The following is a 24,822-nucleotide window of genomic DNA, read 5'->3' as shown; positions in this document are numbered from 1 at the left end:
TTTATGATTCGTTCCAATAGCTATATTACCCCGCTCTGCCAAGTCTCCAGACTTCGCCCTAGTTTAGTACTATAACACCATAATATATGATAGTAAACTTAATTATCATTATTGCCACACTAAGCGGTTGTGTATTTGTGTATCGACATTACAGTGCCCAAATAAAATACGAAGACCCTACTTACCTAGCCAACTTGCAACAAATCCATGTGTTCTTTGATACAATACAACGATTTGATGATTATGTTACTTGGGTTGAGCGCGACCAAATAAAAAAGGAGTTTGCTGCTATCGGAGAATATTTTAAGAACAAATCCAACTATTACAGCAAAGAAGAAAAAGTAGCCCAATTTAATGACGTCTTTCAAAATTTTGACCATTATATAGTGACTTACAACCAAAAGTATGTACTATCTCAAAAAGAAAAATTACAACTGTATTTTAACAACATTGAAGGCAAACAATTGGATGAGCAACAACGCACAGCCGTCATCACAGACGAATACTCCAACTTAATCATTGCCGGTGCCGGTTCAGGGAAAACCTTGACCATACTTGGCAAAGTAAAATACTTACTGGAACAGAAAAATGTGGCCCCCGAAGATATCCTCTTGCTGTCGTTTACCAAGAAAACCGTTGATGAATTAAATGAACGACTCCAAAAAATTGGACTGGGTGCCCGAGCCACAACTTTTCACAAATTGGGGTATGACACCATAAAAAAATTCCAAGCCACGGTTCCTGCCGTAACCAATGAAAACACCTTAAGTAAAGTAGTCAAAACGTATTTACAGGAAGAAATCTTTAACGAAGAAGAAGCTTTAAAAGCCTATATTACCTATGTGGCTTGTTATATGAATATCCCGGAGGGACACGAAAGTTTTGAATCGCTTGGCGAGAAGCTAGACACTGAAAAAGGGATTGATTTTCAAACCTTAAAATCCAAATGCGAGCCTGAACCTTTGAACAAAGTGGCTAAAGCCGACCTAGACACCCTACAAGGCGAAAAAGTAAAAAGTGTAGAAGAACTTACTATTGCCAATTTTTTCTACTTGAATGGTATTGCGTACGAATATGAAAAACCATATCCTCACGGAGATACGATGTATCGACCTGATTTTTATCTGAAGGATTACGATATTTATTTAGAGCATTTTGGCGTTGATGAAAATAACGAAGCCAAGTGGCTCACTCCGTTCAAGGAGAAGGAATACATTGAGCAAATGGAGTTAAAAAGAGCCAAGCATATAACACACAATACTAAACTATTAGAAACCTATTCTTATTACAGTAGAAAGAATATTTTGCTGGACAAATTAACCGAAATGTTGGAAAACGAAAAGGTTGTTTTTAAGCCTAGGGATATAAAAAGCATCTACACCAAAGTCACGGAAAACGACAAGAGTTTCGGAAAAGAAATCATTAAACTTCTTGAAACCTTCATCACGCTAAGCAAATCAAGACAATTAAACTATGATGCGATAACGACGTTGTTTTTAGACCGTAAGAAAGCCGCAAATAGCTTCATGCTGGAAAGACAAGAAATCTTTTTAACGTTTGCCCTTCCCATTCTGAAAAAATACGACAATACACTCAAAGAGTTAAGTGAAATTGATTTTAACGATATGATTAATCAAGCCACTGATCTCATAAAAGCAAACCAACCGCCCTACTCCTATCAACACATTATTATTGACGAATATCAGGACATCTCCTATTCCCGCTTTAGTTTGATTAAAGAAATCAGAGAATTATCAAGAGCCCGATTAATCTGTGTGGGTGACGATTGGCAATCCATTTATCGCTTCGCCGGTAGTGATATATCGTTGTTTAGTAATTTTGGCAACTATGTGGGTAAGCACGAGCAATTGTTTATTGAACAAACCTACCGCAATTCACAATCGCTTATTGACATCACTTCGACCTACATTCAAAAAAACAAAAAACAAATAAAAAAGAATCCAAAATCCAAAAAAGAACCTTTGGAAAACCCCATCAAGTTAGTTTATTATTCCCAAAACAATGCCGATGCCGTTTTCATCAATGAGATTCAAGCGCTAATAGACAAAAATGGTAACAAGCCAATTTTGGTTTTAGGCCGTCACAGTTTTGACATCAATGAATTTATTAAGCTTACCCCCAACAGCAGCATAAAGTATTACGAACGCACTGATAAATTAGAAGTTAAAGGATTTGAAGACATAGACATTAAATACATAACGGTACACAAATCAAAAGGTTTAGAAGCAGATAATGTCATTGTAATCAACCTCAAAAATCATTTACTCGGTTTTCCTAACAAAATGACCGATGACCCGATGTTATCATTATTGCTCAGTGATGATGAAGAATATCGTTTTGCGGAAGAACGACGATTGTTTTATGTAGCACTAACCAGAACAAAAAACGAAGCCGTGTTACTGATCCCGAATGATGTCTCATTATTTGCTGAAGAATTGGCAACAGACAATGAGTTTTTGATTACGGCAAATCATGAAACACTAAGCAAAACCAATTGTCCTTATTGCCAAACAGGGCATCTTGTCATTAGAGAAAACCCTATTACAAACAATCAATTTTTAGGTTGTTCACATTATCCGAGTTGTAACCAAACATTTAACACCATAGAAATTTTAGAAAACTCTATCCTATGCCCAACTTGCAAAAGTGGTTTTATGGCAAAAAGAAAAGGACCTTACAGCACTTTTTTAGGTTGCACTAATTACCCTAAATGCACTAAAACGATACATTTGCACTAATTATGCTCAAGCATATCGGATGTCGAAGACCCATTGCTCTTCAAAGTCTCCCGACTTCGCCCCTGCAAAACCCTATAATTAATAAAACATGAATAAAACAACACTCCTGCTTTTCTTACTGATTACGAGTTCACTATCCTTTGGGCAACAGTATAAAACGGTAACCATCATCAAAGAGCGCACCTATGCCTTAAACGGAGGAGCTCGTTCGTATATTGATGGACAGTCAAGAGAAATTATAAAGATTGACTTACCGGAAAACGCTAAAGGGTGCTATTATAGTTTTACCACAACCCCGGGACTAGTGGGACCCCATTATTAAATTTAGGGTTACAATTAGGCGCAATGGTTTATGGCGGTCCGGCAGGTTCAGCCATTGCTTCTCAAATAAAAGTACCCGAGGGATCCCAAGCCATAGATGTCTATGTCCTTACAGCGAAAAACACTACGCTTTTTATGAATAAAGAGGATGCTAAATTCAAATACCATAGAGACATCAGTATCTTAAATGCCAAAGAGGCCGTGCAGTATATTGATACCGGTAAATATGGTAACTCTTTTTATATAGGGTTAAGAAATCCGTCGGCTTTGAGTGGCATCAACATCAAAATAGAAGTCGTAGCTGTGGTAGATGAAGCCAAAATTGATACTAAAAAGGCCATTTTGTATGGCAATATGGGTTGGAAAGCCTATGAAAATAAAGACTATAAAAAGGCGCTGTTTTATAACAAAAAAGCCGTGACTTTTGATCCTAATTTATCATTTGTAAAATTTAATATTGGTTTATTGTACTTGGTACAAGGCAAAGAGGAAGCGGAAGAAAGTTACTTAGAAGCCATCGCTACTTGCAAAAAGGACCAAGACCCCATAGGTTCTCTAAAAACAGCTTTAGAGGATATTAGAGAGCTTAAAGCTACAAACCCAAACCTCAAAAGTTTAAGTGAAATAGAGTATTTGCTAGTTAATGAAATTGGCGAAAAGTAACTTCTCCTTATTTAGCAGCTTACAATTGTAAAAGGTGCCAATGGTTAAAAGAGGCCCTTCGACAGGCTCAGGGTGACAGTAGTGTTTTGGATTGTATCTATCTTATAAAAGTAATACATCATAACTTTATGAACTTACAATTAAACCCACCTTTGTCAGTCTGAGCTTGTCGAAGACCCTTGTTTGGTGTTTAGGATTGAATGAAGCCCTTCGACTGGCTCAGGGTGACAGTTGAGTTACGGATTGTATTTATGGTAAAAAAGTAACACATCATAACTTTATGAACTTACAATTAAACCCACCTTTGTCAGTCTGAGCCTGTCGAAGACCCTTGTTTGGTGTTTAGGATTGAATGAAGCCCTTCGACTGGCTCAGGGTGACAGTTGAGTTACGGATTGTATTTATGGTAAAAAAGTAACACATCTTAACTTTATGAATTTACAATTAAACCCACCTTTGTCAGTCTGTCCCGATAGCTATCGGGAGTCGAAGACCCTTTGCTCTTCAAATTCTCCCGACTTCGCAATCCACCCATTTGCCACTACTAAAACTATTTTGTAGTATTGTATATCAAACCGTTAGCCATGAAACAGAACACTACGCTTTTCCGTACCGCTTTGCTCCTGCTGTGGGCCACCATGGGAATGGCTCAAACCATCTCCTTTCCGCGTCAACAACATACCGACAGTCTTTCACTCGCTAAATACATGCCGGTGTTGGCTCAAAAAACCATTGCCGTATACCAAAAGAAAAAGGGACCCAACTATAACGATAATTTGTTTCGACTGCAACTGGTGGCTCAAAACTATGCGGTGGTCGCCCCTATCATTCGTGACTATGCGCTGGAGAGTTTTGGCGACAGCGTTTCACTCAAAGCCATGGGAATTGCCTATCGCTGGTATGCCAATGTGATGCTGGCAAAACCTAAAAACAAAAAAGAGTTTGCTGCCTTGTTTCAACAGCAGTTTCAAAAAAAGTACGACACCTTTGATACCGAAGGCCAAAATATGGTGGAGGGCTACTATAACAAAAACCTCAAAGAGTTGCGAAGCGACTTCCATACCAAACTGGGCCACCTCGCCGGCAAAGATGTCATCACTCTCGAAAACGCCATCGCCCTGTGCAAGAGTTATTGCAGTTATTTGGTGTTTAGCCACACGTTGGCGTTGGGTCAGGAACAACTCAAAATAAGTTCGGACAAAAAATACCATATCGATGAAAATGTAATCGTACCACTCCGAGATGGCGGCACGGTAGCGCTGACGGTAGTGCGCTCCAAACAAGCCACTACGCCCCTGCCCGTGGTATTGAGATTTAATATCTATGCCGGCAATGATACACCCCAATGCAAAGATGCGGCCAACCGAGGCTTTGTGGGAGTGATAGCCAACACCCGAGGGAAAAGACTCAGCAACGATGCCATAGAACCGTTTGAACACGATGCCAAAGACAGTTATGAAATCATCGATTGGATCAGCAAACAGCCTTGGTGCAACGGCAAAGTCGGCATGTATGGCGGAAGCTATTTAGGCTTTAGTCAGTGGGCCGCTGCCAAATACAAACATCCGGCCTTAAAAACTATCGTACCGCAGGTGTCAGTGGGTATCGGCATTGATTTCCCGAAACACAACGGCGTATTTTTAAGTTATATGTTGCGATGGCTCCATTTTGTGACCAATAACAAACTGACCGACCTCGCTGAATTCAGTGATGCCACCCGTTGGAGTAAGGTGTTTAAAGATTACTACACTTCGGGTAAACCTTTTAATACACTCGACAGTATCGAAGGCCGCCCTAATGTCTTGTTCCAACGCTGGCTGGCTCACCCGGACTACGACAGCTACTGGCAAAACATGACTCCTCAAAAGGAAGAGTTTGCCGATATCGATATTCCGATACTAACCACCACCGGCTATTATGACGACGACCAGGTGGGTGCCCTGCACTACTACAAAGAATATCAAAAATGGAATAAAAATGACCAACAGTATTTGCTCATAGGGCCCTATGACCATTTTGGTGCACAAGGGTATCCGTTGGCGACTTTGAACGATTACAAGATTGACGAAGTGGCCAATATATCCATACAGAATATCGTTTTTCAATGGTTTGACTACACCTTAAAAGACGGTCCCAAACCGGAACTGTTGAAAGACAAAGTTACCTATCAAGTGATGGGCGCCAACACTTGGCGGCATGCCCCCTCTATCGACGGCATGCACAATGCTGTGATGCGACTGCATGTGGGGAGCCATCACCAACTGACCAAAACTCCCGAAAGCACCACGGGTTTTATCACCCAGGAAATCAATTTCAAAGACCGAACCGATTACAAGGAGGTCAGCGACAATGCCTATTGCGGCTTTGAAGCTATAGCACCCAAGACGCTGCCGGCAGACAACAACCTGATGGTACTGGAAAGCGACCCGTTAGACGCTCCTATGGTGCTAAGTGGTTTCCCAAAGGCCTACCTCGATATCGAAATCAACAAAAAAGACTTGGATATCGTATTCCAACTGTATGAAAAGAAACCTGACGGTAGCTATTTTGCGCTGTCCAACAACCTACAAAGAGCCAGTTTGGCCAAAGACCGCACCAAAAGACACTTACTGACGCCCAACGAAAAACAGCAGATCCCTTTTGAGAATACGTTCCTCACCTGCCGCCAATTGCAAAAAGGAAGCCGTATCGTGATTTTGCTGGGGGTTAATAAAACGGCAGATTGTCAAATCAATTACGGTACCGGCAAGGAGGTCAGCGAAGAATCGATCAAAGATGCGGAGGAGCCGCTCAAAATCAAATGGTACCATTCGAGCATCTTTGAATTGCCGGTGCAACCCTAACCATGGTCATTGGAAAACAATATCGGTTTGCCTACGGAAAGAGACTATCAATGCCCATTTGTGCTCTGCGAAGTCTCCCGACTTAGCCTCTGCTCCCATACTTATAAAATTTGATCACTCGAGAACTAATCACCCCGAGCTAAGCCCTTCGACCCTTCGACAAGCTCAGGGTGACAGTTGAGTTATGGATTGTATTTATCTTATAAAAGTAACACATCATAACTTTACGAACTTACAATTAAATATACCGTTGTCAGTCTGAGCCTGTCGAAGACCCTTGCTGCGTGCTGATGGTAAAAGAAGCCCTTCGACCCACGACAGGCTCAGGGTGACAGTGAGGTGTTAATTGTATTTGTGTCAAAAAAGAAACACATCCTAATTTAAACAACTTACAATTAAATATATTGATTTAAGAAGTTTTCATAGCATACGAAGTACTTCTACCACTACCTTCCTGTTCAAGAATACCTTTACTCATTAAATCCTGAATATCTCTAAGCGATGTATCAGTAGATACTTTGGTTATTTTGGCATATTTAGAAACCGTCAGTTTACCAAAGAAATCATCAAGCAGCAACTGAAGTATTTTTTGTTGGCGTGGGTTAAACTCCGTAATACGATGCGTTTCCCAAAATTGAGCCCGCTTCAAGGTGGCTGCTATCGTTTCATCGGTCTGTTCCATCGAGTGTAACAAGCAAGTAAGAAACCATTTCAACCAAGAGGTGATATCGGAATCTCCTTTTTGGGTGCTTTCCAGTATAGCATAATAACCATTGCGGTCGGCCTGTATTTGTGCCGACATCGAGTAAAACCGTTGTTTACTTTGGTCAGCACGCGCCAATTGCATATCCGTTAATGCGCGCGTAATTCTGCCGTTACCGTCGTCAAAGGGATGTATCGTAACAAACCACAGATGCGCAAAAGCAGCTTTAAGCACAGGATCCATATCTTGATCGGCATTAAACCAATCTAAAAAGGCATTCATTGCTGCCGGTATTGTATCCGCACTCGGAGCTTCAAAATGGATGGTTTCTTTTCCCATCGGTCCGGAGGTTACTTGCATAGCATCATCACGCCAAGCGGCCGTCTTTATTTTATACATACCGCTTCGGCCGGTCGGGAAAAGTGCCGCATGCCAGCCAAATAAGCGTTCATCGCTTAATGGAATAGTATAGTGCTGCGTAGCATCCAATAGCATTTCTACAACCCCTTCAACATTGCGTTCGGCAGGAACAGCTCCGGCAATTTCAATACCCAAACGTCGCGCAATAGAAGAACGTACTTGCTCCGGATTCAATTGCTCTCCTTCAATCTCACTCGACTTCACCACATCCAAAGTCAATGTTTTAAGCACGGTCTCCTCTTGCAGCCTAAAGCCAAGTCCTTGCATTACACCAAGTATTTTACCTTGCCTATGCCTAACTTTCCCAAGCAACGGAGTAATTACTTCAGCATCCCAAGTGAATTTCGTCCAATCTTTTCTTTGATGAATATACATATTTACCGCATTTTTGCGGTAAATATAAGCCTTTTTTACCGCAAACAACCCATAGTGCGGTGATTAGTTCTCTTTATCACCGCTTTTTTGCGGTAAAAAGAAATGTATATCACCGCATAAAAACCAAAAGCCCTTCGACAAGCTCAGGGTGACAGTTGAGTTATGGATTGTATTTATCTTATAAAAGTAACACATCATAACTTTACGAACTTACAATTAAATATACCGTTGTCAGTCTGAGCCTGTCGAAGACCTTGCTTAGTACCTAGGGATGAAAGAAGCCCTACACTACGCTGCCCTATCCGGAGTTACAAAGATAAACGGAGGCGTCGAAGAAGGCAATGAGGATTAAACCGTATAATCAAATTAAAATTTGTAAATTTAAATGCGATTCAAAAACAGGGTCGCATTTGGAGTAGGCAAAGTAAAACAGTTACTCTTTTTTACTGTATGCCTGATTTTAAGCCAACCTTTTAAAAAGTATAAAAAATGATAACCATCGACAATTATTTAGACAGCCATTACATTCACCGAAGCAATTGGTTACGAGCGGCGGTTTTAGGCGCTAACGACGGCATAATATCTATTTCGAGTTTGGCCATTGGAGTGGCTGCCGCCAGTGAAACCAGAGAACCTATAGTTTTAGCCACCGTGGCAGGACTTGTAGCCGGAGCTTTATCAATGGCTGCCGGGGAGTATGTTTCGGTAAGCTCACAAACCGATACCGAAAAGGCAGACATAGCCAGAGAAATGCAAGAACTACAAGACATGCCGGAAGAAGAGCTGCAGATATTAGCCCAAATCTATGAAAAGAGAGGCCTGAAGAAAGAAACCGCATTACAAGTAGCCATGGAACTAACAGAGCACGATGTACTAGCCGCTCATATCAGAGATGAACTGGGAATAACCGAAATCAGTCAAGCCAAACCAATTCAAGCGGCCTTAGCTTCGGGAGCCGCCTTTACTGTGGGAGGAGTGTTACCAATGCTTGGGGTACTTTTTGCCCCGGTTAAAGGAATGGAATATTGGCTGTATGGCTTTACCATAATTTCGCTAATGGTTTTGGGTACCATAGCAGCCAAAACGGGCGGCTCAAATATAAGAAAAGCCATTTTACGGATAACGATTTGGGGGACTATCGCGATGGTATTATCAGCCGGTGTCGGCTACATTTTTGGAGTCAAAGTATAAAGGGAAAACTGCCATAAAAACGGAACAACAATAGGTAAATCTTACGGCTTGAATTTTATGTAAAAAAAGGCCCTTCGACAGGCTCAGGGTGACAGTTAGGTATTAATTGTATTTACCTTATAAAAGTAATACATCATAATTTTACGAACTTACAATTAAACCCACCTTTGTCAGTCTGTCCCGATAAGCTATCGGGAGTCGAAGACCCAGCTTAGTACTGATGGATGAAAGAAGCCCTTCGACAGGCTCAGGGTGACATTGGATTTATTGATTGTATTTATCTTATAAAAGCAACACATCAAAACTTTACGAACTTACAATTAAATATACAATTGTCAGTCTGAGCTTGTCGAAGACCTTGCTTAGTACTGATGGTGAAAAAAGCCCTTCGACTAGCCTGGAATGACAACCATTTTATATGTAAAAAAGCCGATTAGAAAACTAATCGGCTTTTTGGGTATGTAGTAAGACAATCCTATTGGCTTTAAAAACTAACCGTTACATTGATAAACCCATTGCGTCCCATACGAGGCAGGTTGTTCCAATCGGTATAGGTAGAATAATAAGTATCTAGCACGTTCTCAACTCCGGCTTTCAGTTGCAGTTTGCTTTGATACCAAGAAAACTTATATCCGAAACTCATATTGACGATGGCATAGTCAGGCGTCTTGTCTTCTCCATATGCAGCATTGTAGTTAGTTTGCACCGCGTTGCCTTGCAGGGCGATTTCGGCTGAAAATTTATCTTTATAATACTGCAACGAAGAGGCATAACTAAACGGGGCAATAAAAGGTAAATTGTCGTTATGGTTGTCTGTGCCGGTACTTAGCACCCATTGTGAATGCCATTTCAACTGTTTGGTGAATTGATAATCTGCTGTAAGGTTCACATTGGCAATGGTAGCATAATCCAAAGCGGTGTACACTTTTACCCCGTTGGCTCCGATAGTCATCGGAACTAAAGTGGCATTGGGCTGCGCCATGATATAGTTGGCAATATGAAAATAGGAACCCGAAAGTTTGAGCCCTACTTTTCCTTTTTTATAGCCTATGTACCCATTACCTTCCCATGATTTTTCGTTTTGCAACCCCGGATTCCCAATGTGATCAAAGCCGTCAAAACTGTTGAACAAATAAAATCCGTAGCCTTCAGACACCGAGGGGGCTCTTTCGCCGTAGCCTCCCCCTATGCCGTATTCCCAACCGGCTTTGGCATAGTTGTAATTAACAGCCAAACTTTTCAGAAAGCGTTGTTTGGGCGAAGCCATTTCGGGATAAAAAATCTGTAAACTTTCGAGTCCGAATGTACTGGCCACGGTATTGGAATGAAAACCGGCACTGGCCGAAACTTTAATCCCGGAGTGGCAATTCAGCAGGTAATTATCTTCTAAAAAGAGCCCTTGATAAAAGGTTCTGACATCCGGCCAAGTATACATAAACATAGCACTTTCAGTAGGGTCAGCAGGATACATGGTCATTTCGGCCACCGATTGGTTGTAAAAAGCATTGAGATTCAACAGCCAATGATGACGCTCCCACTGGGCTTTCAGTTTAGAGTAATAGCCATAGGTTTTACTCCAACCCGGCATGTCCATGTGGATGGGAACAAAAGGACGATTAGTATCATCCATGCGGTGGGTAATGGTATTAAAATAAACTTTGGTTTCCCAATCTTTAATAAAAGAATGCATCGGGATGTACTGCAACTTCAACGAACTGATAAGAGCCTCAGCCAAAGAAACATCCATAGGCAAAGCGGGATAGCCCACATCGGTGGCTTTATCATAAATTACGGAAGCTTCGACCAGTTTGTTTTGGCCCAGTTTATAGCCCAAGGTGGTAGACAGATTCATTTTCCTGAATTGGGAAAATTGGATTTCCTTATGGTTACCGTCGGTATAATTTTCGGCATCTCGAAACATAAAATCGGTATCCGCATAAAACAAACTGTCGGCATAACTTACCGAGGTACCGATGATTTTTTGTCGGTTGTTGGTTTCATACCCACTGTTGAGATTAACCTCCCACTTTTTTTCGCCAAATTGGTTGCGGTTGCGTTTTAAGTCGATTGACCCTCCGATGGTACTGCCAAAACAAGCGCCTTCCTGCCCCGAACCAATAGTGGCCTCGGATAAATTAGACACTTCCACATAGGAAGTAATGGGATCCATTTTATCGGTACAGGCCCCAAAAATTCGCATCCCGTCAATGGTAATTAAGGTTCTTTCGGTGGCCATGTTATTGATAATAGGTTCCCAGGCATAAGACCCTCGTTTAATCATATCCACTTTGGCGGATTGTTGAAGGTATTCATCCAGAGAAGACAGTACTTTGCTTTGCTTTTCAAAAAGTGGGGCCTTTTTGCCAATCACAATAACTTCCTGCAATTCTTTGGGTTTGAGGGTATCGTTTACTTGTTGTTGTGCCAGCATAGAAAAAGAAGACAGCAGCAAAAGCGGTATATAATATTTCATGATGCTTAGGGTTAAAAAGGGTCAGAAAAAGTAGCGCGCACTGACCCTTTATTACTTTTATAGGCGAATTAAATTTCTAAATCAAAGTACAAGCTACTCTCGGTAACCGTATCCGAAATGGCTTCTCCTTTCAATACGGTACCGTCAGAGTTTAGTAATTGTAAATTGATTTTCCAATAGCCGGTCATCGTCAACGACATTTTGCCGGCGTATAAATCACCTGAACCCAATTGTAGAGCATCCACATTATTAGGAGAACCGTGATTACCCATACTTGGCATTCTCGGATCGATTTTTAGAGTATAACCATCCACTACCGGAAAGTGCATCATATCCTGCATTTTAAAAATACCCACTATCATATCATTAACCGCCACTTTAGGATGGTGAGGCTCAGCATAAGCCACAACATATTTTACTCCGTCAGTACCGGTAAACGTGGCTACTTTTCTTCTTAGTGATGCCGGTACATCAAGGGTAGTCGTAACCGTATAAGCCACGCCGTTGATGGTGTAGTCAATTTTTAAGTCCCAATATTCCGTGTCATTTTGAGGCATTTGAAAAACAATGTAGCCTTCATATAATGTACCGTTAGGAGTGGTTTTTTCTACAGCAGAATTGGGGCAGGAATGCGTCATCATGGTCATGTGCATCAGCGGCATCCAGCTCACTTCGGCATCCTTTACATAGGCATTGGTAGCATTGTCTTTGATTCTTAGTTTGATTTCGTTGTAACCTTGTTCTACAGTCATGTGCGAATACAATTCAATGGTATGGGTGTCATTGCTTACTTCTTTGAATTTAGTGATATCCGCTAATTCGTCGGTTACTTCAGTGGTGTCATCAGAAGAAGAACAAGAAGTTAATACCATGGTCAAGGCTAATACAGTCAGTATATTTTTTACAATACGTTTCATTTTTATTATTTTTAAGATTATAGAATAGTAGGTCTGAAAAGAAAACTCTTCAAACAATTTGGACATAAATCGTCCGGTTGATTTCAAGATAAAACCAACAAAGAATAAAACTTAAACGCTAAAAAGGGGTGGGTGAAATACGGAATGATTAGTCAAATAGCCGTATAAATTAGTATATCCTACAGGGCTTTCGGTAACTCCTGCATCATACACAAGTAAAGATTCAAAGGATGGTAACGCTTCACAAAACAATACTTCATTTTCAGTTCCCGTATTTTTTTTATCGGAGGAAATCGGCTTTTCGTTTTCGGCCGCTTTAGCCAATTCTTTCATCAAATGACATTTTCCGTTACAATGCATTTGGGGTTTGGCCTTATTGACACAAAGTACTTTAGCGATGTAATCATAATTCACCACATAATCCACCACCGGAAACACCGGTTTAAATAATAGGAAAAATGTTAATATTACAATCGTTACTTTCACTTGGCTAAAAATTGTTTAACTTTATAAAGCTTAAATTAAATAGTTGTTAAACTACTTCTCATTCTTGTTGCAAATTTAAGTCAGGAAAAAGGAAAGACAATATGACCACGGTCATATTTTTAATGTTTTTATATCCTCTACTTTTGCGAACTAAGAAGTGATTCCGGCGCTAGGTTGGGATTATGAGGTTAATACACTTAAAATCAATATGCAAATAGATTTAGATTTACTCTTTACCTGGGGAGCAATAGCTAAGGAATACAAAAAAGGCGAAATGATTTTTTGTGAAGAGGAAATGGCTAATTTTTATTTTCAGATTATCGAAGGGAGTATCCGAATGTACAATTCAAATGATGAAGGAAAAGAATTTACACAAGGCTATTTTTCAGACGGACAAAGTTTCGGTGAACCGCCGCTGTTTATTGATGAATGCTACCCCTCTACGGCTGTAGCCTTTCAAGACAGTAAAATTGTAAAGTTGTCCAAAGACAAACTGCTCAAAATTTTGGATGAATATCCCGCCGTGCAAAAGAAGTTTTTAAACCTAATGTGCCGTCGCATACACTCTAAAGCCCTCACTTCTAAAGACATTATTAATCAAAAGCCCGAATTCAGAATTATGGCATTTTTAAACGCACATAAAAAAGGAAAGAACTGCAACGAGAAAGAACTGGTCCCGTTTACCCGTCAGGAAATTGCCAACTTCACCGGACTCCGAGTGGAAACGGTAATCCGAGCACTCTCAAAGATGAGTAAAGGCAGAAAAGTGGACATTATCAATCATAAAATATATTACTAATGACCTTTAACAGTAAGTTTTGGTTAAAATTCTCCCTAATCAATCTGTTGCTTGTAGCCCTGCTTGGACTTTTGATGCGATACAAAATTGGGTTTGAATTTCCTTATTTCAATCAAAAAAGCCTGCAACACTCCCACTCCCATTTTGCTTTTGCCGGTTGGATTAGCCATACCTTAATGGTGCTGATGATTACTTATTTAAGTAAAAAAAGTAACCTAACCATCAATTTTAAAAAATATAACTTCATTCTTATCGCCAATTTAGTTTGTGCTTACGGCATGTTACTTGCCTTTATCATTCAGGGCTATGGTGCGTTTTCGATCACTTTTTCTACAGTATCGCTATTCGTTTCTTATGCGTTCGGCTATACTTTTATCAAGCATTTGAAGTCATTGCCTGCCGGTGATTTGACCAAAAAATGGTTTACAGCGGCTATCTTTTTTAATATCATTTCTTCATTGGGCACCTTTGCTTTAGCTTACATGATGATTACCCAAAATATACATCAGGAAGAATACTTAGCGTCTATTTACTACTACCTGCATTTTCAGTACAATGGATGGTTTTTCTTTAGCTGTATGGGATTAGTCTACGGTTTTTTAAACCTGACCAAAGCCGAAAATCCGTTTTTTGATATAGCCTTCAAATTATTTTTCTTTTCGTGCCTGCCGGCGTATTTCTTATCCACCCTTTGGGCTGATTTACCGGTTTGGTTGTATGTGCTAACCGTGTTGGCGGCTTTGACACAAGCCATAGCTTGGTATAATTTATTAATCATCATAGTTAAAACCAAAAGAGACTATCTGACCAACTTCCCTTATTTTTTACGCTACATTTTGCTTTTTGTAGCCTTGGCAGTTAGTATCAAAGTACTGCTGCAATTGGGGTCTACCATACCTTCCGTCAGCAAATTGGCTTTTGGTTTCCGACCGATAGTGATTGCTTATTTGCACTTAGTGCTATTGGCTATTATCAGCCTATTTTTGTTGTTCTACATTTATGCCAATCATTTAATCCACAGCAGCCCAAAAATAAAACTGGGCGTGATTATTTTTTCTGTCGGTGTGCTGCTCAATGAAATTATATTAGCGGTGCAAGGTATTGCTTCGTTTAGTTATACACTGATTCCTTATGCTAACGAGCTACTTTTTGGTGCCGCCGTGGTCTTGGTCAGCGGTATAAGTCTAACGGCATTTTACTCTATAAAAAAAGTAAAATAGCTATTAATTTATGACTCAACGCATAAAATAACCGTTTCATAATTAAGTACTTTGTATGTATAAACCAAGTATTTATTATCATGAAAAAATCAATTAAAACTTTGCTATTGTTGGGCTTACTTGTAGCCGTAGGTTGCAAACAAACCGATCAAGCTCCCACCGAAACCACCACCGAAACCACTACAACCGCAGGTCCTACAGGGCAATCCGGAGTGAAAGATGAAACTTCCAGTCCTAATATTGTTCAAACGGCTGTAGGCAGTAAAGACCATACCACTTTAGTAACCGCAGTAAAAGCTGCCGAATTGGTAGATGCCTTGAGCAACGCAGGTCCATTTACTGTATTTGCACCAACTAACGCGGCCTTCGACAAACTACCGGCAGGCACCGTAGAGGACTTATTAAAACCGGAAAACAAAGAAAAACTGTCTAACATCTTAGGGTATCACACTTATGTAGGTTCGCTTAAAACCGAGTATATGCAGGATGGTCAGGAGTTTGACATGGTTTTTGGCGGCAAAGTTAAAATCACCAAAAAAGGCGATAAAACCTTTGTCAACGGTTCCGAAATACTAGCCTCTATCCCAACCTCTAACGGAATTATCCATGTTATTGGCGATGTACTTTTACCAAAATAAAATATAATTATTAATTCAAATCAATTATTTCTTTTAGTAAAGTTGAAAAAGCGTGAATTGTTTTAATTCACGCTTTTTTGTGACTCAAATCATATAGAATTTGTACTGTAATGCTTCAATTTGCAGTATTCTATCACGTTAATGTAATGCACACCTCTTTAAAATATCTAATCCTACTGCTGAGCCTGATTACCTTATTTGCACTATACAATACGGCCATTTATACTTCAGACAGAGCCGTAACCCTATCTGCAAAAGCCATGGAAGGCGAAAATCTTTGGCTCAACCACAATTGCAATGCCTGCCATCAAATTTATGGTTTAGGCGGCTATCTGGGGCCTGATTTGACCAATACTTATTCGAGAATCAACAATGAAAAATACTTCAAAGCTATAATCAACAGCGGTGTAAAAGCTATGCCTCAATTTCATTTTAACGAAAAAGAAAAAGTCGCGCTGATTCAGTTTTTGAAAGAGATTGATCATACCGGGTATTATCCGAACCAAAAAGCTGTTATTGAACCTAACGGCTGGGTAACCCTGAAATACAAAAGCCCTGTTTATGAAAAATAACCGCTATCCTTTTTATTTTATCTCAGTTGGTTTAGTAGCTTTACTGCTGGGACTACTATGTGGTTTATTGGCCGGATTTCAATACATCATCCCCGATTTTATAAAATCGGTTTTACCCTTTACGGCCTTGCGCCCCTTGCATACTTTGTTGGTGGTATCGTGGATTTTACTAACAGCGATGGGTGGAATATATTATTATTTAGAGTTGAATTTTGAAGAAAGAAAAGCCAATACAAATCTAATTCGTTGGCACTTTTGGCTGTTTATCGCTACCGGATTGGGAATCATTTATGCCTATGTGGGTAGCCATTTTGGTGGAAAAGAATACCTGGAATTCCCAAGCTACTTCTACTTCCCGATACTGTTAGGCTGGATACTGTTTGGTCTGAATTATTTTAAAATCACCAAAGCTTCCTTTAAAAGCTGGCCGGTGTATTACTGGATGTGGGGCACCGGAATTGTGTTTATGATTTACCATTTTACCGAAGCTCATCTTTGGCTTTTACCCTATTTTAAAGGGCATTTCATTCAAAATACAGCCCTGCAGTGGAAAGCCGGTGGTTCTTATGTTGGTTCCTGGAACATGTTGGTTTACGGCACTTCGTTGTATGTCATAACTAAAATCAGCCAGGATGACCGTTATGCCCATTCCAAGAAAGCCTTTTTCTTTTATTTTCTCGGACTCACCAATCTAATGTTTGGCTGGGCGCATCATGTATACATAGTACCCACAGCTCCATGGATCAGATATTTGGCTTATGGCATCAGCATGACCGAGTGGATCATTCTTTTCTCTATACTGTACGATTGGAAAAAGAATTTAGGCAAAGAAGCTATCCTGAATTATCCTTTGGCGAATGGTTTTATGAAACTGGCTAATTTTTGGGTGTTTTTAAATATTATTTTAGCCTTGTTAATCTCTATTCCGTCTATTAACCTTTTTACCCACGGTACCCATATAACAGTAGCTCATTCTATGGGAACGACTATCGGAATAAATACTTTGATTTTATTGTCTTCGGTTACTTTTATTTTAGAATCAACCCATCAAATTACGGCACAGGCCAAACGCAAAATACAACGGAGCCTCCGCTTTTTTAATAGTGCTTTTGTGGGATTCTGGTTGACGCTGTTGATTTTGGGAACTAAGAAAGGGTATTGGACTTACTTTGACCAACAAAGGACATTCGGCGAATTTCAGGATTCATTACATGGCTTCTACATACTGTTTTTCCTTTTTGGAATAAGCATGGCCATTGGACTTTACTTGATTGTATTTGAATTGCTCAACAGTGTAAAGACACTCCTAAAAATCAATCCCTGAAAACCACATTGATAGTGGGACCGGCGTTGAGTTGGGCAGCTTTAATTTTAACCGAAGCAGGCAAAGGCACTAAGGTTTCTGTATTATTTCGGAAGAACTGCAAGTAATAATTTCCGGAATAGTGATGGGTTTTTAAATACCCTATCATTTCGTTGAGTTCAGTTATACTAAGCAACTCCGAATGATAAGTGGTTCTGATTTCAAACGGAATGCCGCTCTGCTGAAGCAGAAGAAAAGATTCTTCAAACGCCAAAAACAAATCCGATTGTGTAATTTTTTGAAATTGCTGCGGTGTAGCTTTAAAATCCAAGGCTACATAATCGATTAAATTTTTATCGATTAATTGGTGTAAAACCTCAGGGCGGGAACCGTTAGTGTCTATTTTGACCAAAAACCCCATGGCTTTGACCGCGCTTATTTGTTCAATACTATTTTTGTGTATCAAACATTCGCCCCCACTGAAAACCACGCCCTCCAACAACCCTTTTCGGGATTGTAAAAAAGAAATTGCTTCAGGAAAAGTTACGACACCTTTTCCTAAAACAATTTCCGGATTATAACAATACAAACACCTCATGTTGCAACCGGCATACCAAAAAATGCAAGCTGATTTATGGGGAAAATCCAACAACGTAAACGGTGTTATACTGTGAAGGGCCATGCTCAGTTTTTACATTCCTGAAAATGGATGCGTTGCTTGTGCTCCCCTTTTTTGCCGATATTAAAACTTTCTACCGGTCGGTGATAGCCCATTACGCGGGTGTAAACCAAACATTTGGTTCGCAAATGCTGATTTTGTGCGGCAATTTCGTTAGTCTTTGTTTTCATATTTAGCTTGATTTTGGTTTTCCAATATAACTTCATCACATTTCGGACAGTATTCGTGTTCACCGTTCAAATAACCATGAATCGGGCAAACGCTGAATACCGGAGTTACTGTGATATAAGGCAATTTGAATTTAGTCAGTACCGTTTTCACAAAGTTTTTGCAAGCTTCGGCCGAACTGATTCGCTCATTCATATACAAATGCAGTACGGTACCGCCGGTGTATTTACACTGCAATTCATCCTGCATCAATAACGCTTCAAAAGGGTCTTGGGTATAATCCACCGGAATTTGAGAGCTGTTGGTGTAATAGATATTCTCCTCCATTCCGGCTTGAAGAATGTTCGGATATCGCTTTTTGTCTTCTTTGGCAAAACGATAGGTAGTCCCCTCAGCAGGGGTGGCTTCGAGATTGTAAAGGTTGCCGGTTTCTTCCTGAAATTCTTTCATTCGGTTGCGGATATGATCTAAAATCTCCATACAAAATTCGTGACCAAACTTAGTGGTAATATCCTCTCTGTCATCGGTAAAATTGCGGACCATTTCATTCATTCCGTTAACTCCAATAGTCGAAAAATGATTTCTGAAATGCGGTAAATAACGTTTGGTGTACGGGTACAATCCACGGTCGTACATTTCCTGAATAAATTGGCGTTTTTTCTCTAAAGTTGATTTAGCCAGCAGCATCAATTTATCCAATTGTTGCAGCAACCCTTCTTTATCTCTTTCATATAAATAGCCCAAACGCGCCATATTAATGGTAACAACACCAATACTTCCGGTCATTTCGGCACTGCCAAATAATCCGTTCCCGCGTTTCAACAACTCTCTCAAATCAAGTTGCAAACGACAGCACATACTGCGAACGGCATTGGGTTTATAGGCATTAGGGTTTTCCACTCTTTGGCCTTCCTCATCCAAAACATACTGACTTCCGATAAAATTCTGAAAATAAGAAGACCCTATCTTAGCCGTGTTTTCAAACAGCAACTCGGTATTTTCGCCCTCCCAATCAAAATCCTCCGTTATATTAACTGTCGGTATCGGAAAAGTAAACGGTTGTCCGTTAGCATCTCCTTCAGTCATAACAGTATAATAGGCTTTATTTATCAGATTCATTTCAGTTTGAAAATGTTCGTAACGCAACTCTGAAAGCGAAGTAACACCGCGTTCATTAGCACGAGTTAAGACATTTTTATCAATAATGTTTTCCAATAAATGCCTGTCATTTTTGGTCGGAATCTGCTCTTTCAAATCGGCCGGAACGACCCAATCCAACGTAATATTGGTAAAGGGCGATTGTCCCCAGCGTGCCGGTACATTCAAATTATAAACAAAACTCCGAATAGCTTTCAGCACCTCATCAAAAGACAAATTATCTTTAAAAACATAAGGCGCTAAGTAGGTATCAAACGAACTGAACGCTTGGGCTCCGGCCCACTCACTTTGGAGTATTCCGAGAAAATTGGCCATTTGACCCAAAGCCTCTCTGAAATGTGACGGAGCTTTACTTTCTACTCGGCCTCTTACGCCGTTGAAGCCGTCATTCAGCAAAACTCTTAAACTCCAGCCGGCACAATAACCGGTCAGGCAATCTAAGTCGTGAATGTGTACATCCCCGTTGCGATGGGCATAGCCTTCTTCTTTAGAATACACTTTATCCAACCAATAATTGGCGATAATCTTGCCGGCTACATTATTCACCAAACCGGCATTAGAATACGAAGTATTGGCATTAGCATTGATACGCCAGTCGGTTTGAGAGATGTATTCTTCTATGGTTTGCGTACTATCAACATAAGTGGTGTCGTCATTTAATCCCTGAATGTGCTCACGTTGCAGTTTTCGGGTATGCCGATACAACATAAAAGAGCGCATGACAGCAAAGTACTCTTTCTCAAAAAGGGTTTTCTCAATGATATCCTGAATTTCTTCTACCGCCCAAGTATCTTTGGTGTCGATAATGGCCATAACTTTTTCAAAAACCTGCTCGTCAAAAGGCACTACCACGCTGTTAAAGCTTTTAATGATAGCCTCTTTTATTTTATACCGAGCAAAGGGTTTGTACTCACCGTTTCTTTTGATAACATATTTTTCCATGAAGAATAAGTTTTACAGTAGTGAATGTTCTAAATTGTCGAGAATGGTAAACTGTTTTTCCAATACTTGAGCTCCGGGAAAAAGAATGTTATTTTCCAAATGGATGTGTTTGTGCAAATCTTCTTCAAACTCTTTCAGCATCGCAAAAGTTACTTTATACGTTTCGCAGGCATCGGCCGGTGGCGTATATTGATTAGTCAATTCGGCTATTTTAGCAAATCGCTCCCCTTCGATAGTGTGTTCATCCTGCATCATACTAATGGGATTATCCACCGTTCCAAAATGTGGTACTGATATCGAATCGCTCTTGGTTTGGGTCATTCGTTTGATAAATGGGAATAAGATTAGTTCTTCTTTCATCATGTGCTTGGCTAACTCACCCGAACCTTCGATAAATAAGGTATTGATTTCAAATAACTCCGGATGGTGACCACCGTGTACTTTACAGAGTTTATCCAAATACATACGAAGCACCGCTGATTTTTCCTCTACATAGCGATGGTGTGTTTTTTCGATATAATCCACCAATAAATCCAAAGGCCAGGATTTAAAATCGATACTTTGATTATTTCCCATGTTCATGACAGCGTTGATTTCTGTTTCTAAAACAGCGGAACTAATTTGTTTTTTTTCGCAGGCTTCGGCCAAAGTACGATGCCCTTTGCAGCAAAAATCTATTCCGTATTTTGAAAATACAGCAGCAGTTCTGAAATCATCAGCTACGTATTCACCAATTGTTTTTTTGTTTATGGTTTCCATTTTATATGTGTTTTAATTTATTTCAATATTACACACTAATGAGGTTAGCCGAATATGATTTAAATCATATAAAAGCTTAGTTTTCAGCAGTTATTTTGCATAGCAATCAGGGTTTACTTTTCACTACTGAATTTCACCCGTTTACCCTTACTATACAATACTATGCAAGCACTTAAAGAAAAAATACTGGCTTTAAAAAAAGTCAAAAATGCCGTAATCTTGGCGCATTATTATCAGGAACCCGACATTCAGGAAATAGCCGATTATGTAGGCGACAGTTTAGGATTATCCCAAGAAGCGGCCAAAGCAGATGCCGACATTATACTGTTTGCCGGGGTACATTTTATGGCCGAAACCGCTAAAATTTTGAATCCGAATAAAAAAGTAATCCTTCCTGATTTGAACGCCGGATGCTCGTTGGCCGAATCGTGCCCGCCGGAAATCTTCCAAAAATTTATAACCGCGCATCCCGATCATATTGTGATTACTTATGTCAACTGCTCGGCTGAGATTAAAGCGATGAGTCATTTGGTGTGTACTTCTTCCAATGCGGTGAAAATAGTGGCCTCAGTACCTAAAAACATTCCCATTATTTTCGCTCCCGATAAAAACCTCGGACGGTATATAGAACAACAAACCGGCAGAAAGATGGTGCTGTGGGATGGTTCTTGTGTTGTACACGAAGCTTTTTCGTTAGACAAGCTGATTGCCCTACATCAAAAACATCCGAACGCTAAAATCATTGCGCATCCCGAATCGGAAAAGCATATACTGGACACTGCGGCTTATGTCGGCTCTACTTCGGGTATGATTGACTATGTAAAAACCAGCTCGGCCAGCGAATTTATAGTGGCTACTGAAGCCGGAATCCTTTACAAAATGCAACAGGAAGTTCCCGATAAAATCTTAATTCCGGCACCCTCCGTAGAAAACAATACTTGCGCTTGCAGTGAATGTGGTTTTATGAAGATGAATACGCTGCAGAAAGTATACGATTGTTTGGTAAACGAAAGTCCGGAAATCAAAGTCGCTGCAACCATCAGAACCAAAGCTTTAGTTCCCATTGAACGCATGCTCGAATTATCTAACTAATGATACATACCGATTACTTAATTATAGGTTCCGGAGTCGCCGGATTGACATTGGCCCTGAAAATGGCAGAACGATTCCCTGACCGAACAGTAGCTATAGTCACCAAATCTACAGCAGACGAGTCTAACACCAAATACGCTCAGGGCGGCATTGCTGTGGTGCAAAACGAGAGCGATGACAGTTTTAAAAAACACATTGAAGACACACTTATCTGCGGGGATGGTTTATGCGATACCAGTGTAGTAGAAATGGTCGTTACCGAAGGGCCGAAACGCCTGCAGGAGCTCATTACTTGGGGTGCCCAATTTGACGTGGCCGCTGATGGTCATCTTGATTTAGGCCGAGAAGGCGGTCATTCCAAAAACCGCGTGGTGCATCATAAAGATCAAACCGGTTACGAAATTGAAAGCACCATTTTAGCGCAAGTTCGAAAAATGAGCACTATTGCGTTGTATGATTTTCATTTTGCACTCAATTTAATAACCCGTGACGATAAATGCCTGGGGGCTTTTGTGCTGAATGAACAAACCCATGAAATTATGGTGTTTGCATCCGATTATACGATACTCGCCACCGGGGGCATTGGGAAGCTTTACGGGCATACCACCAATCCGGCTATAGCTACGGGTGACGGAATTGCCATGGCCAATCGGGCCGGTGCGGTTATAACGGATATGGAGTTCATTCAGTTTCACCCAACGGCTTTATACCATAAAGACTTAAGCGCAACGTTTTTAATTTCGGAAGCGGTTCGTGGTTTTGGCGCTTGCCTGAGAACCAAAGTCGGTCGGCAGTTTATGCCTGATTATGATACCAGAGGTGATTTGGCTTCCAGAGATATTGTATCGCAAAGCATTGAAAAAGAACTTAAAAAATCAGGCGATGCTTGTGTTTATTTGGATTGTACCCATTTGAATGCTAGTGCCTTTCAAGAACATTTTCCAATGATTTATGAAAACTGTAAACTTTTGAATATCCATATTGAAAAAGATTGGATTCCGGTTATTCCGGCGCAGCATTACTTGTGTGGCGGGATTTCGGTGGATCAACATGGACAAACCTCAATAGCTAATTTATTTGCCTGTGGAGAATGTGCCCGCACCGGCTTACATGGAGCCAATCGATTGGCATCTAATTCGCTGTTAGAAGCTTTGGTTTATGCGGATAACATCTTTCAATTTCTGGCTAAAGCAACTATAAACCAAGCCGAACCGGTACAAACGCTTTCGGAATGGAAATACAATTACGGTTCCTTGATTGATCCTGAGTTTTTACTGAAGATGAAATCGGAATTGCAGGTACTGATGCAAAAAAATGTGGGAATAGTTCGGAATGACACTGCTTTATTTCAAGCGCAAATGCAACTCAAAATTTGGCAGAATCAAGTTGCCGGTTTGGAAAGAAGACACCGAACCAGTAAAGAAGTTTATGAATTAAAAAATATGATAGCCGTTGGTATACTCGTTGTAGAACAGTCGATTAAGCGAAAAGAAAACAAAGGCGGCTTTGTAAAAGAATCAGGCTCCTTACAAACCACCAATTCTTATTAAACTACCCAGTACCAACATGGCTACGCCGATAAGCGTTACTAAAATAATTTGCAGCGCTGCTTTGGGAAGTTCTTTTGAAGTCAGTTTAGGGAATAAAAACAATTGGGCATTAACCGCCAATCCTACTGTAATCAACAGCAAAATTAATTTGACAGAAACCACCTTTTCTATACCGCCGGAAAATGAAAACCAATGGGTGAAGGTTACATCATAATCATACGCCATTAAAATTCCGGTTAATACCGAAACAACTAAAGCGGGCATGCCGATAGGTTCAAACTTGTCTTTGAAGTTTTGTATTATAGTTACATCCTTATTTCTCATAGCTTCCGATAAGAATCTGAGCGATAAGAATAAATGTCCTCCCACCCAAATGGTGGCAGCCAATAAGTGCGCAATTAAAAGAAGATGGTGGTACATTAGGTCAATGTTTTATACATCATAAAGGAAGCAATATTCATAGCCCTGTTTTTAATTTCTTCGGCTTTCGGTCCTTCAAAAAGTTTGTCTACTGTAGCCGTAAATAATAAGGTCCAGTGGATAAACTGTTCTTGGTTCATGGCGCTTTTGGCGTGTAACTCTTTGTGTTTCATCATGGGATTTCCGTTGTAATTGGCGGTACAAAAGAGTATGTTTTCCCAAAAGTCATACATTTTGGGCAAGTGCGTATCCCAATTCACCTTGGCCACTTCGGTAAATAAATACCCTATAACGGAATCGGTTTTGACTTTTGTATAAAAAGCATTGACCAATTTTTCAATGTCTTTACGGTTTCTTATATCGGTTTTCAT

General features: G+C 40.2%; 22 protein-coding genes. 12 read left to right on the top strand and 10 right to left on the bottom strand.

Going from position 1 to position 24,822, the window contains the following annotated elements:
• Positions 1-86 precede the first annotated feature (86 nt).
• From GUU89_RS10925 to GUU89_RS10910, 4 genes are all read left to right on the top strand, one after another.
• A complete protein-coding gene (locus GUU89_RS10925) occupies positions 87-2,759 on the top strand; it encodes a UvrD-helicase domain-containing protein (RefSeq protein ID WP_162127942.1) in 2,673 nt (890 codons plus the stop codon).
• A gap of 88 nt (positions 2,760-2,847) precedes the next feature.
• Entirely contained in the window at positions 2,848-3,081 is a 234-nt protein-coding gene (locus tag GUU89_RS10920) for a hypothetical protein (RefSeq protein WP_162127941.1), read from the top strand.
• A gap of 23 nt (positions 3,082-3,104) precedes the next feature.
• Positions 3,105-3,743: a tetratricopeptide repeat protein gene (locus tag GUU89_RS10915; protein WP_162127940.1), complete on the top strand. Its 639-nt coding sequence runs from the start codon at positions 3,105-3,107 to the stop codon at positions 3,741-3,743.
• Between the two features lie 584 nt (positions 3,744-4,327).
• Positions 4,328-6,586 (top strand): CocE/NonD family hydrolase, encoded by a 2,259-nt coding sequence (locus tag GUU89_RS10910; RefSeq protein ID WP_162127939.1) that lies wholly within the window; start codon positions 4,328-4,330, stop codon positions 6,584-6,586.
• 409 nt (positions 6,587-6,995) lie between these two features.
• Here the strand turns inward: GUU89_RS10910 and GUU89_RS10905 are convergent, their stop codons facing one another.
• The gene (locus tag GUU89_RS10905) at positions 6,996-8,084 is read right to left on the bottom strand and encodes a Fic family protein (protein WP_162127938.1); all 1,089 of its coding nucleotides are present in this window, start codon (positions 8,082-8,084) and stop codon (positions 6,996-6,998) included.
• Between the two features lie 489 nt (positions 8,085-8,573).
• On the opposite strand from GUU89_RS10905, the gene GUU89_RS10900 reads away from it, so the two are divergent.
• Positions 8,574-9,275 (top strand): VIT1/CCC1 transporter family protein, encoded by a 702-nt coding sequence (locus tag GUU89_RS10900; protein ID WP_162127937.1) that lies wholly within the window; start codon positions 8,574-8,576, stop codon positions 9,273-9,275.
• A gap of 484 nt (positions 9,276-9,759) precedes the next feature.
• Here the strand turns inward: GUU89_RS10900 and GUU89_RS10895 are convergent, their stop codons facing one another.
• The 3 genes from GUU89_RS10895 to GUU89_RS10885 form a co-directional block, all read right to left on the bottom strand.
• A complete protein-coding gene (locus tag GUU89_RS10895; RefSeq protein ID WP_162127936.1) occupies positions 9,760-11,748 on the bottom strand; it encodes a TonB-dependent receptor plug domain-containing protein in 1,989 nt (662 codons plus the stop codon).
• A 68-nt stretch (positions 11,749-11,816) separates the two neighbouring features.
• Entirely contained in the window at positions 11,817-12,665 is an 849-nt protein-coding gene (locus GUU89_RS10890; protein ID WP_162127935.1) for a hypothetical protein, read from the bottom strand.
• A 111-nt stretch (positions 12,666-12,776) separates the two neighbouring features.
• Entirely contained in the window at positions 12,777-13,151 is a 375-nt protein-coding gene (locus GUU89_RS10885; protein ID WP_235922025.1) for a hypothetical protein, read from the bottom strand.
• A gap of 157 nt (positions 13,152-13,308) precedes the next feature.
• On the opposite strand from GUU89_RS10885, the gene GUU89_RS10880 reads away from it, so the two are divergent.
• The 5 genes from GUU89_RS10880 (at position 13,309) to GUU89_RS10860 (ending at position 17,704) form a co-directional block, all read left to right on the top strand.
• Entirely contained in the window at positions 13,309-13,950 is a 642-nt protein-coding gene (locus tag GUU89_RS10880; RefSeq protein ID WP_235922024.1) for a Crp/Fnr family transcriptional regulator, read from the top strand.
• On the top strand, positions 13,950-15,170 hold the full coding sequence (locus GUU89_RS10875; RefSeq protein ID WP_162127934.1) for a hypothetical protein: 1,221 nt from the start codon (positions 13,950-13,952) through the stop codon (positions 15,168-15,170). The genes GUU89_RS10880 and GUU89_RS10875 overlap by 1 nt, the downstream gene beginning before the upstream one ends.
• Positions 15,171-15,250: 80 nt before the next feature.
• A complete protein-coding gene (locus GUU89_RS10870; protein WP_162127933.1) occupies positions 15,251-15,808 on the top strand; it encodes a fasciclin domain-containing protein in 558 nt (185 codons plus the stop codon).
• A gap of 110 nt (positions 15,809-15,918) precedes the next feature.
• On the top strand, positions 15,919-16,380 hold the full coding sequence (locus tag GUU89_RS10865) for a c-type cytochrome (protein WP_162127932.1): 462 nt from the start codon (positions 15,919-15,921) through the stop codon (positions 16,378-16,380).
• Entirely contained in the window at positions 16,370-17,704 is a 1,335-nt protein-coding gene (locus GUU89_RS10860) for a cbb3-type cytochrome c oxidase subunit I (protein WP_162127931.1), read from the top strand. The genes GUU89_RS10865 and GUU89_RS10860 overlap by 11 nt, the downstream gene beginning before the upstream one ends.
• On the opposite strand, the gene GUU89_RS10855 is transcribed toward GUU89_RS10860, so the two are convergent.
• Genes GUU89_RS10855 through ric form a run of 4 tightly spaced genes read right to left on the bottom strand, consistent with a single transcriptional unit; the run spans position 17,694 to position 21,389 of the window.
• The gene (locus GUU89_RS10855) at positions 17,694-18,365 is read right to left on the bottom strand and encodes an anaerobic ribonucleoside-triphosphate reductase activating protein (protein WP_162127930.1); all 672 of its coding nucleotides are present in this window, start codon (positions 18,363-18,365) and stop codon (positions 17,694-17,696) included. The two genes, GUU89_RS10860 and GUU89_RS10855, sit on opposite strands and share 11 nt — an antisense overlap.
• A gap of 2 nt (positions 18,366-18,367) precedes the next feature.
• Complete coding sequence (gene nrdD / locus GUU89_RS15145) at positions 18,368-18,532, bottom strand: anaerobic ribonucleoside-triphosphate reductase (protein ID WP_162127929.1); 165 nt, start codon at positions 18,530-18,532, stop codon at positions 18,368-18,370.
• Positions 18,516-20,630 (bottom strand): ribonucleoside triphosphate reductase, encoded by a 2,115-nt coding sequence (locus GUU89_RS10845; protein WP_162127928.1) that lies wholly within the window; start codon positions 20,628-20,630, stop codon positions 18,516-18,518. The genes nrdD and GUU89_RS10845 overlap by 17 nt, the downstream gene beginning before the upstream one ends.
• A 12-nt stretch (positions 20,631-20,642) precedes the next feature.
• The gene (ric, locus tag GUU89_RS10840) at positions 20,643-21,389 is read right to left on the bottom strand and encodes an iron-sulfur cluster repair di-iron protein (protein ID WP_162127927.1); all 747 of its coding nucleotides are present in this window, start codon (positions 21,387-21,389) and stop codon (positions 20,643-20,645) included.
• Between the two features lie 162 nt (positions 21,390-21,551).
• Here ric and nadA point away from each other — a divergent pair, with 162 nt between their 5' ends.
• Positions 21,552-22,481, top strand: coding sequence for a quinolinate synthase NadA (gene nadA / locus GUU89_RS10835; protein WP_162127926.1), 930 nt, complete (start codon positions 21,552-21,554; stop codon positions 22,479-22,481).
• On the top strand, positions 22,481-24,031 hold the full coding sequence (nadB, locus tag GUU89_RS10830; protein ID WP_162127925.1) for an L-aspartate oxidase: 1,551 nt from the start codon (positions 22,481-22,483) through the stop codon (positions 24,029-24,031). The genes nadA and nadB overlap by 1 nt, the downstream gene beginning before the upstream one ends.
• Here nadB and GUU89_RS10825 read toward each other — a convergent pair.
• Positions 24,008-24,451 carry a CopD family protein gene (locus GUU89_RS10825; protein WP_162127924.1) on the bottom strand — a complete coding sequence of 148 codons (444 nt, stop codon included), beginning with the start codon at positions 24,449-24,451 and terminating at the stop codon, positions 24,008-24,010. The two genes, nadB and GUU89_RS10825, sit on opposite strands and share 24 nt — an antisense overlap.
• Positions 24,451-24,822, bottom strand: a complete 372-nt coding sequence (locus GUU89_RS10820; RefSeq protein ID WP_162127923.1) for a group III truncated hemoglobin — start codon at positions 24,820-24,822, stop codon at positions 24,451-24,453. The genes GUU89_RS10825 and GUU89_RS10820 overlap by 1 nt, the downstream gene beginning before the upstream one ends.

It is taken from the genome of Flavobacterium phycosphaerae, from assembly GCF_010119235.1.
GTDB classification, from domain to species: Bacteria; Bacteroidota; Bacteroidia; order Flavobacteriales; family Flavobacteriaceae; genus Flavobacterium; species Flavobacterium phycosphaerae.
This window is presented reverse-complemented; position numbering and strand designations above follow the sequence as displayed.

Bases quoted from the DNA above. Each gene is read 5' to 3' on its own strand.
- GUU89_RS10820 (WP_162127923.1), bottom strand. From the start codon at position 24,822: ATGAAAACCGATATAAGAAACCGTAAAGACATTGAAAAATTGGTCAAT.
- GUU89_RS10825 (WP_162127924.1), bottom strand. From the start codon at position 24,451: ATGTACCACCATCTTCTTTTAATTGCGCACTTATTGGCTGCCACCATT.
- GUU89_RS10910 (WP_162127939.1), top strand. From the start codon at position 4,328: ATGAAACAGAACACTACGCTTTTCCGTACCGCTTTGCTCCTGCTGTGG.
- GUU89_RS10860 (WP_162127931.1), top strand. From the start codon at position 16,370: ATGAAAAATAACCGCTATCCTTTTTATTTTATCTCAGTTGGTTTAGTA.
- nadA (WP_162127926.1), top strand. From the start codon at position 21,552: ATGCAAGCACTTAAAGAAAAAATACTGGCTTTAAAAAAAGTCAAAAAT.
- GUU89_RS10920 (WP_162127941.1), top strand. From the start codon at position 2,848: ATGAATAAAACAACACTCCTGCTTTTCTTACTGATTACGAGTTCACTA.
- GUU89_RS10855 (WP_162127930.1), bottom strand. From the start codon at position 18,365: ATGGCCCTTCACAGTATAACACCGTTTACGTTGTTGGATTTTCCCCAT.
- nrdD (WP_162127929.1), bottom strand. From the start codon at position 18,532: ATGAAAACAAAGACTAACGAAATTGCCGCACAAAATCAGCATTTGCGA.
- GUU89_RS10845 (WP_162127928.1), bottom strand. From the start codon at position 20,630: ATGGAAAAATATGTTATCAAAAGAAACGGTGAGTACAAACCCTTTGCT.
- GUU89_RS10925 (WP_162127942.1), top strand. From the start codon at position 87: ATGATAGTAAACTTAATTATCATTATTGCCACACTAAGCGGTTGTGTA.
- GUU89_RS10915 (WP_162127940.1), top strand. From the start codon at position 3,105: ATGGTTTATGGCGGTCCGGCAGGTTCAGCCATTGCTTCTCAAATAAAA.
- GUU89_RS10865 (WP_162127932.1), top strand. From the start codon at position 15,919: ATGCTTCAATTTGCAGTATTCTATCACGTTAATGTAATGCACACCTCT.
- ric (WP_162127927.1), bottom strand. From the start codon at position 21,389: ATGGAAACCATAAACAAAAAAACAATTGGTGAATACGTAGCTGATGAT.
- GUU89_RS10890 (WP_162127935.1), bottom strand. From the start codon at position 12,665: ATGAAACGTATTGTAAAAAATATACTGACTGTATTAGCCTTGACCATG.
- GUU89_RS10895 (WP_162127936.1), bottom strand. From the start codon at position 11,748: ATGAAATATTATATACCGCTTTTGCTGCTGTCTTCTTTTTCTATGCTG.
- GUU89_RS10870 (WP_162127933.1), top strand. From the start codon at position 15,251: ATGAAAAAATCAATTAAAACTTTGCTATTGTTGGGCTTACTTGTAGCC.
- GUU89_RS10905 (WP_162127938.1), bottom strand. From the start codon at position 8,084: ATGTATATTCATCAAAGAAAAGATTGGACGAAATTCACTTGGGATGCT.
- GUU89_RS10900 (WP_162127937.1), top strand. From the start codon at position 8,574: ATGATAACCATCGACAATTATTTAGACAGCCATTACATTCACCGAAGC.
- nadB (WP_162127925.1), top strand. From the start codon at position 22,481: ATGATACATACCGATTACTTAATTATAGGTTCCGGAGTCGCCGGATTG.
- GUU89_RS10875 (WP_162127934.1), top strand. From the start codon at position 13,950: ATGACCTTTAACAGTAAGTTTTGGTTAAAATTCTCCCTAATCAATCTG.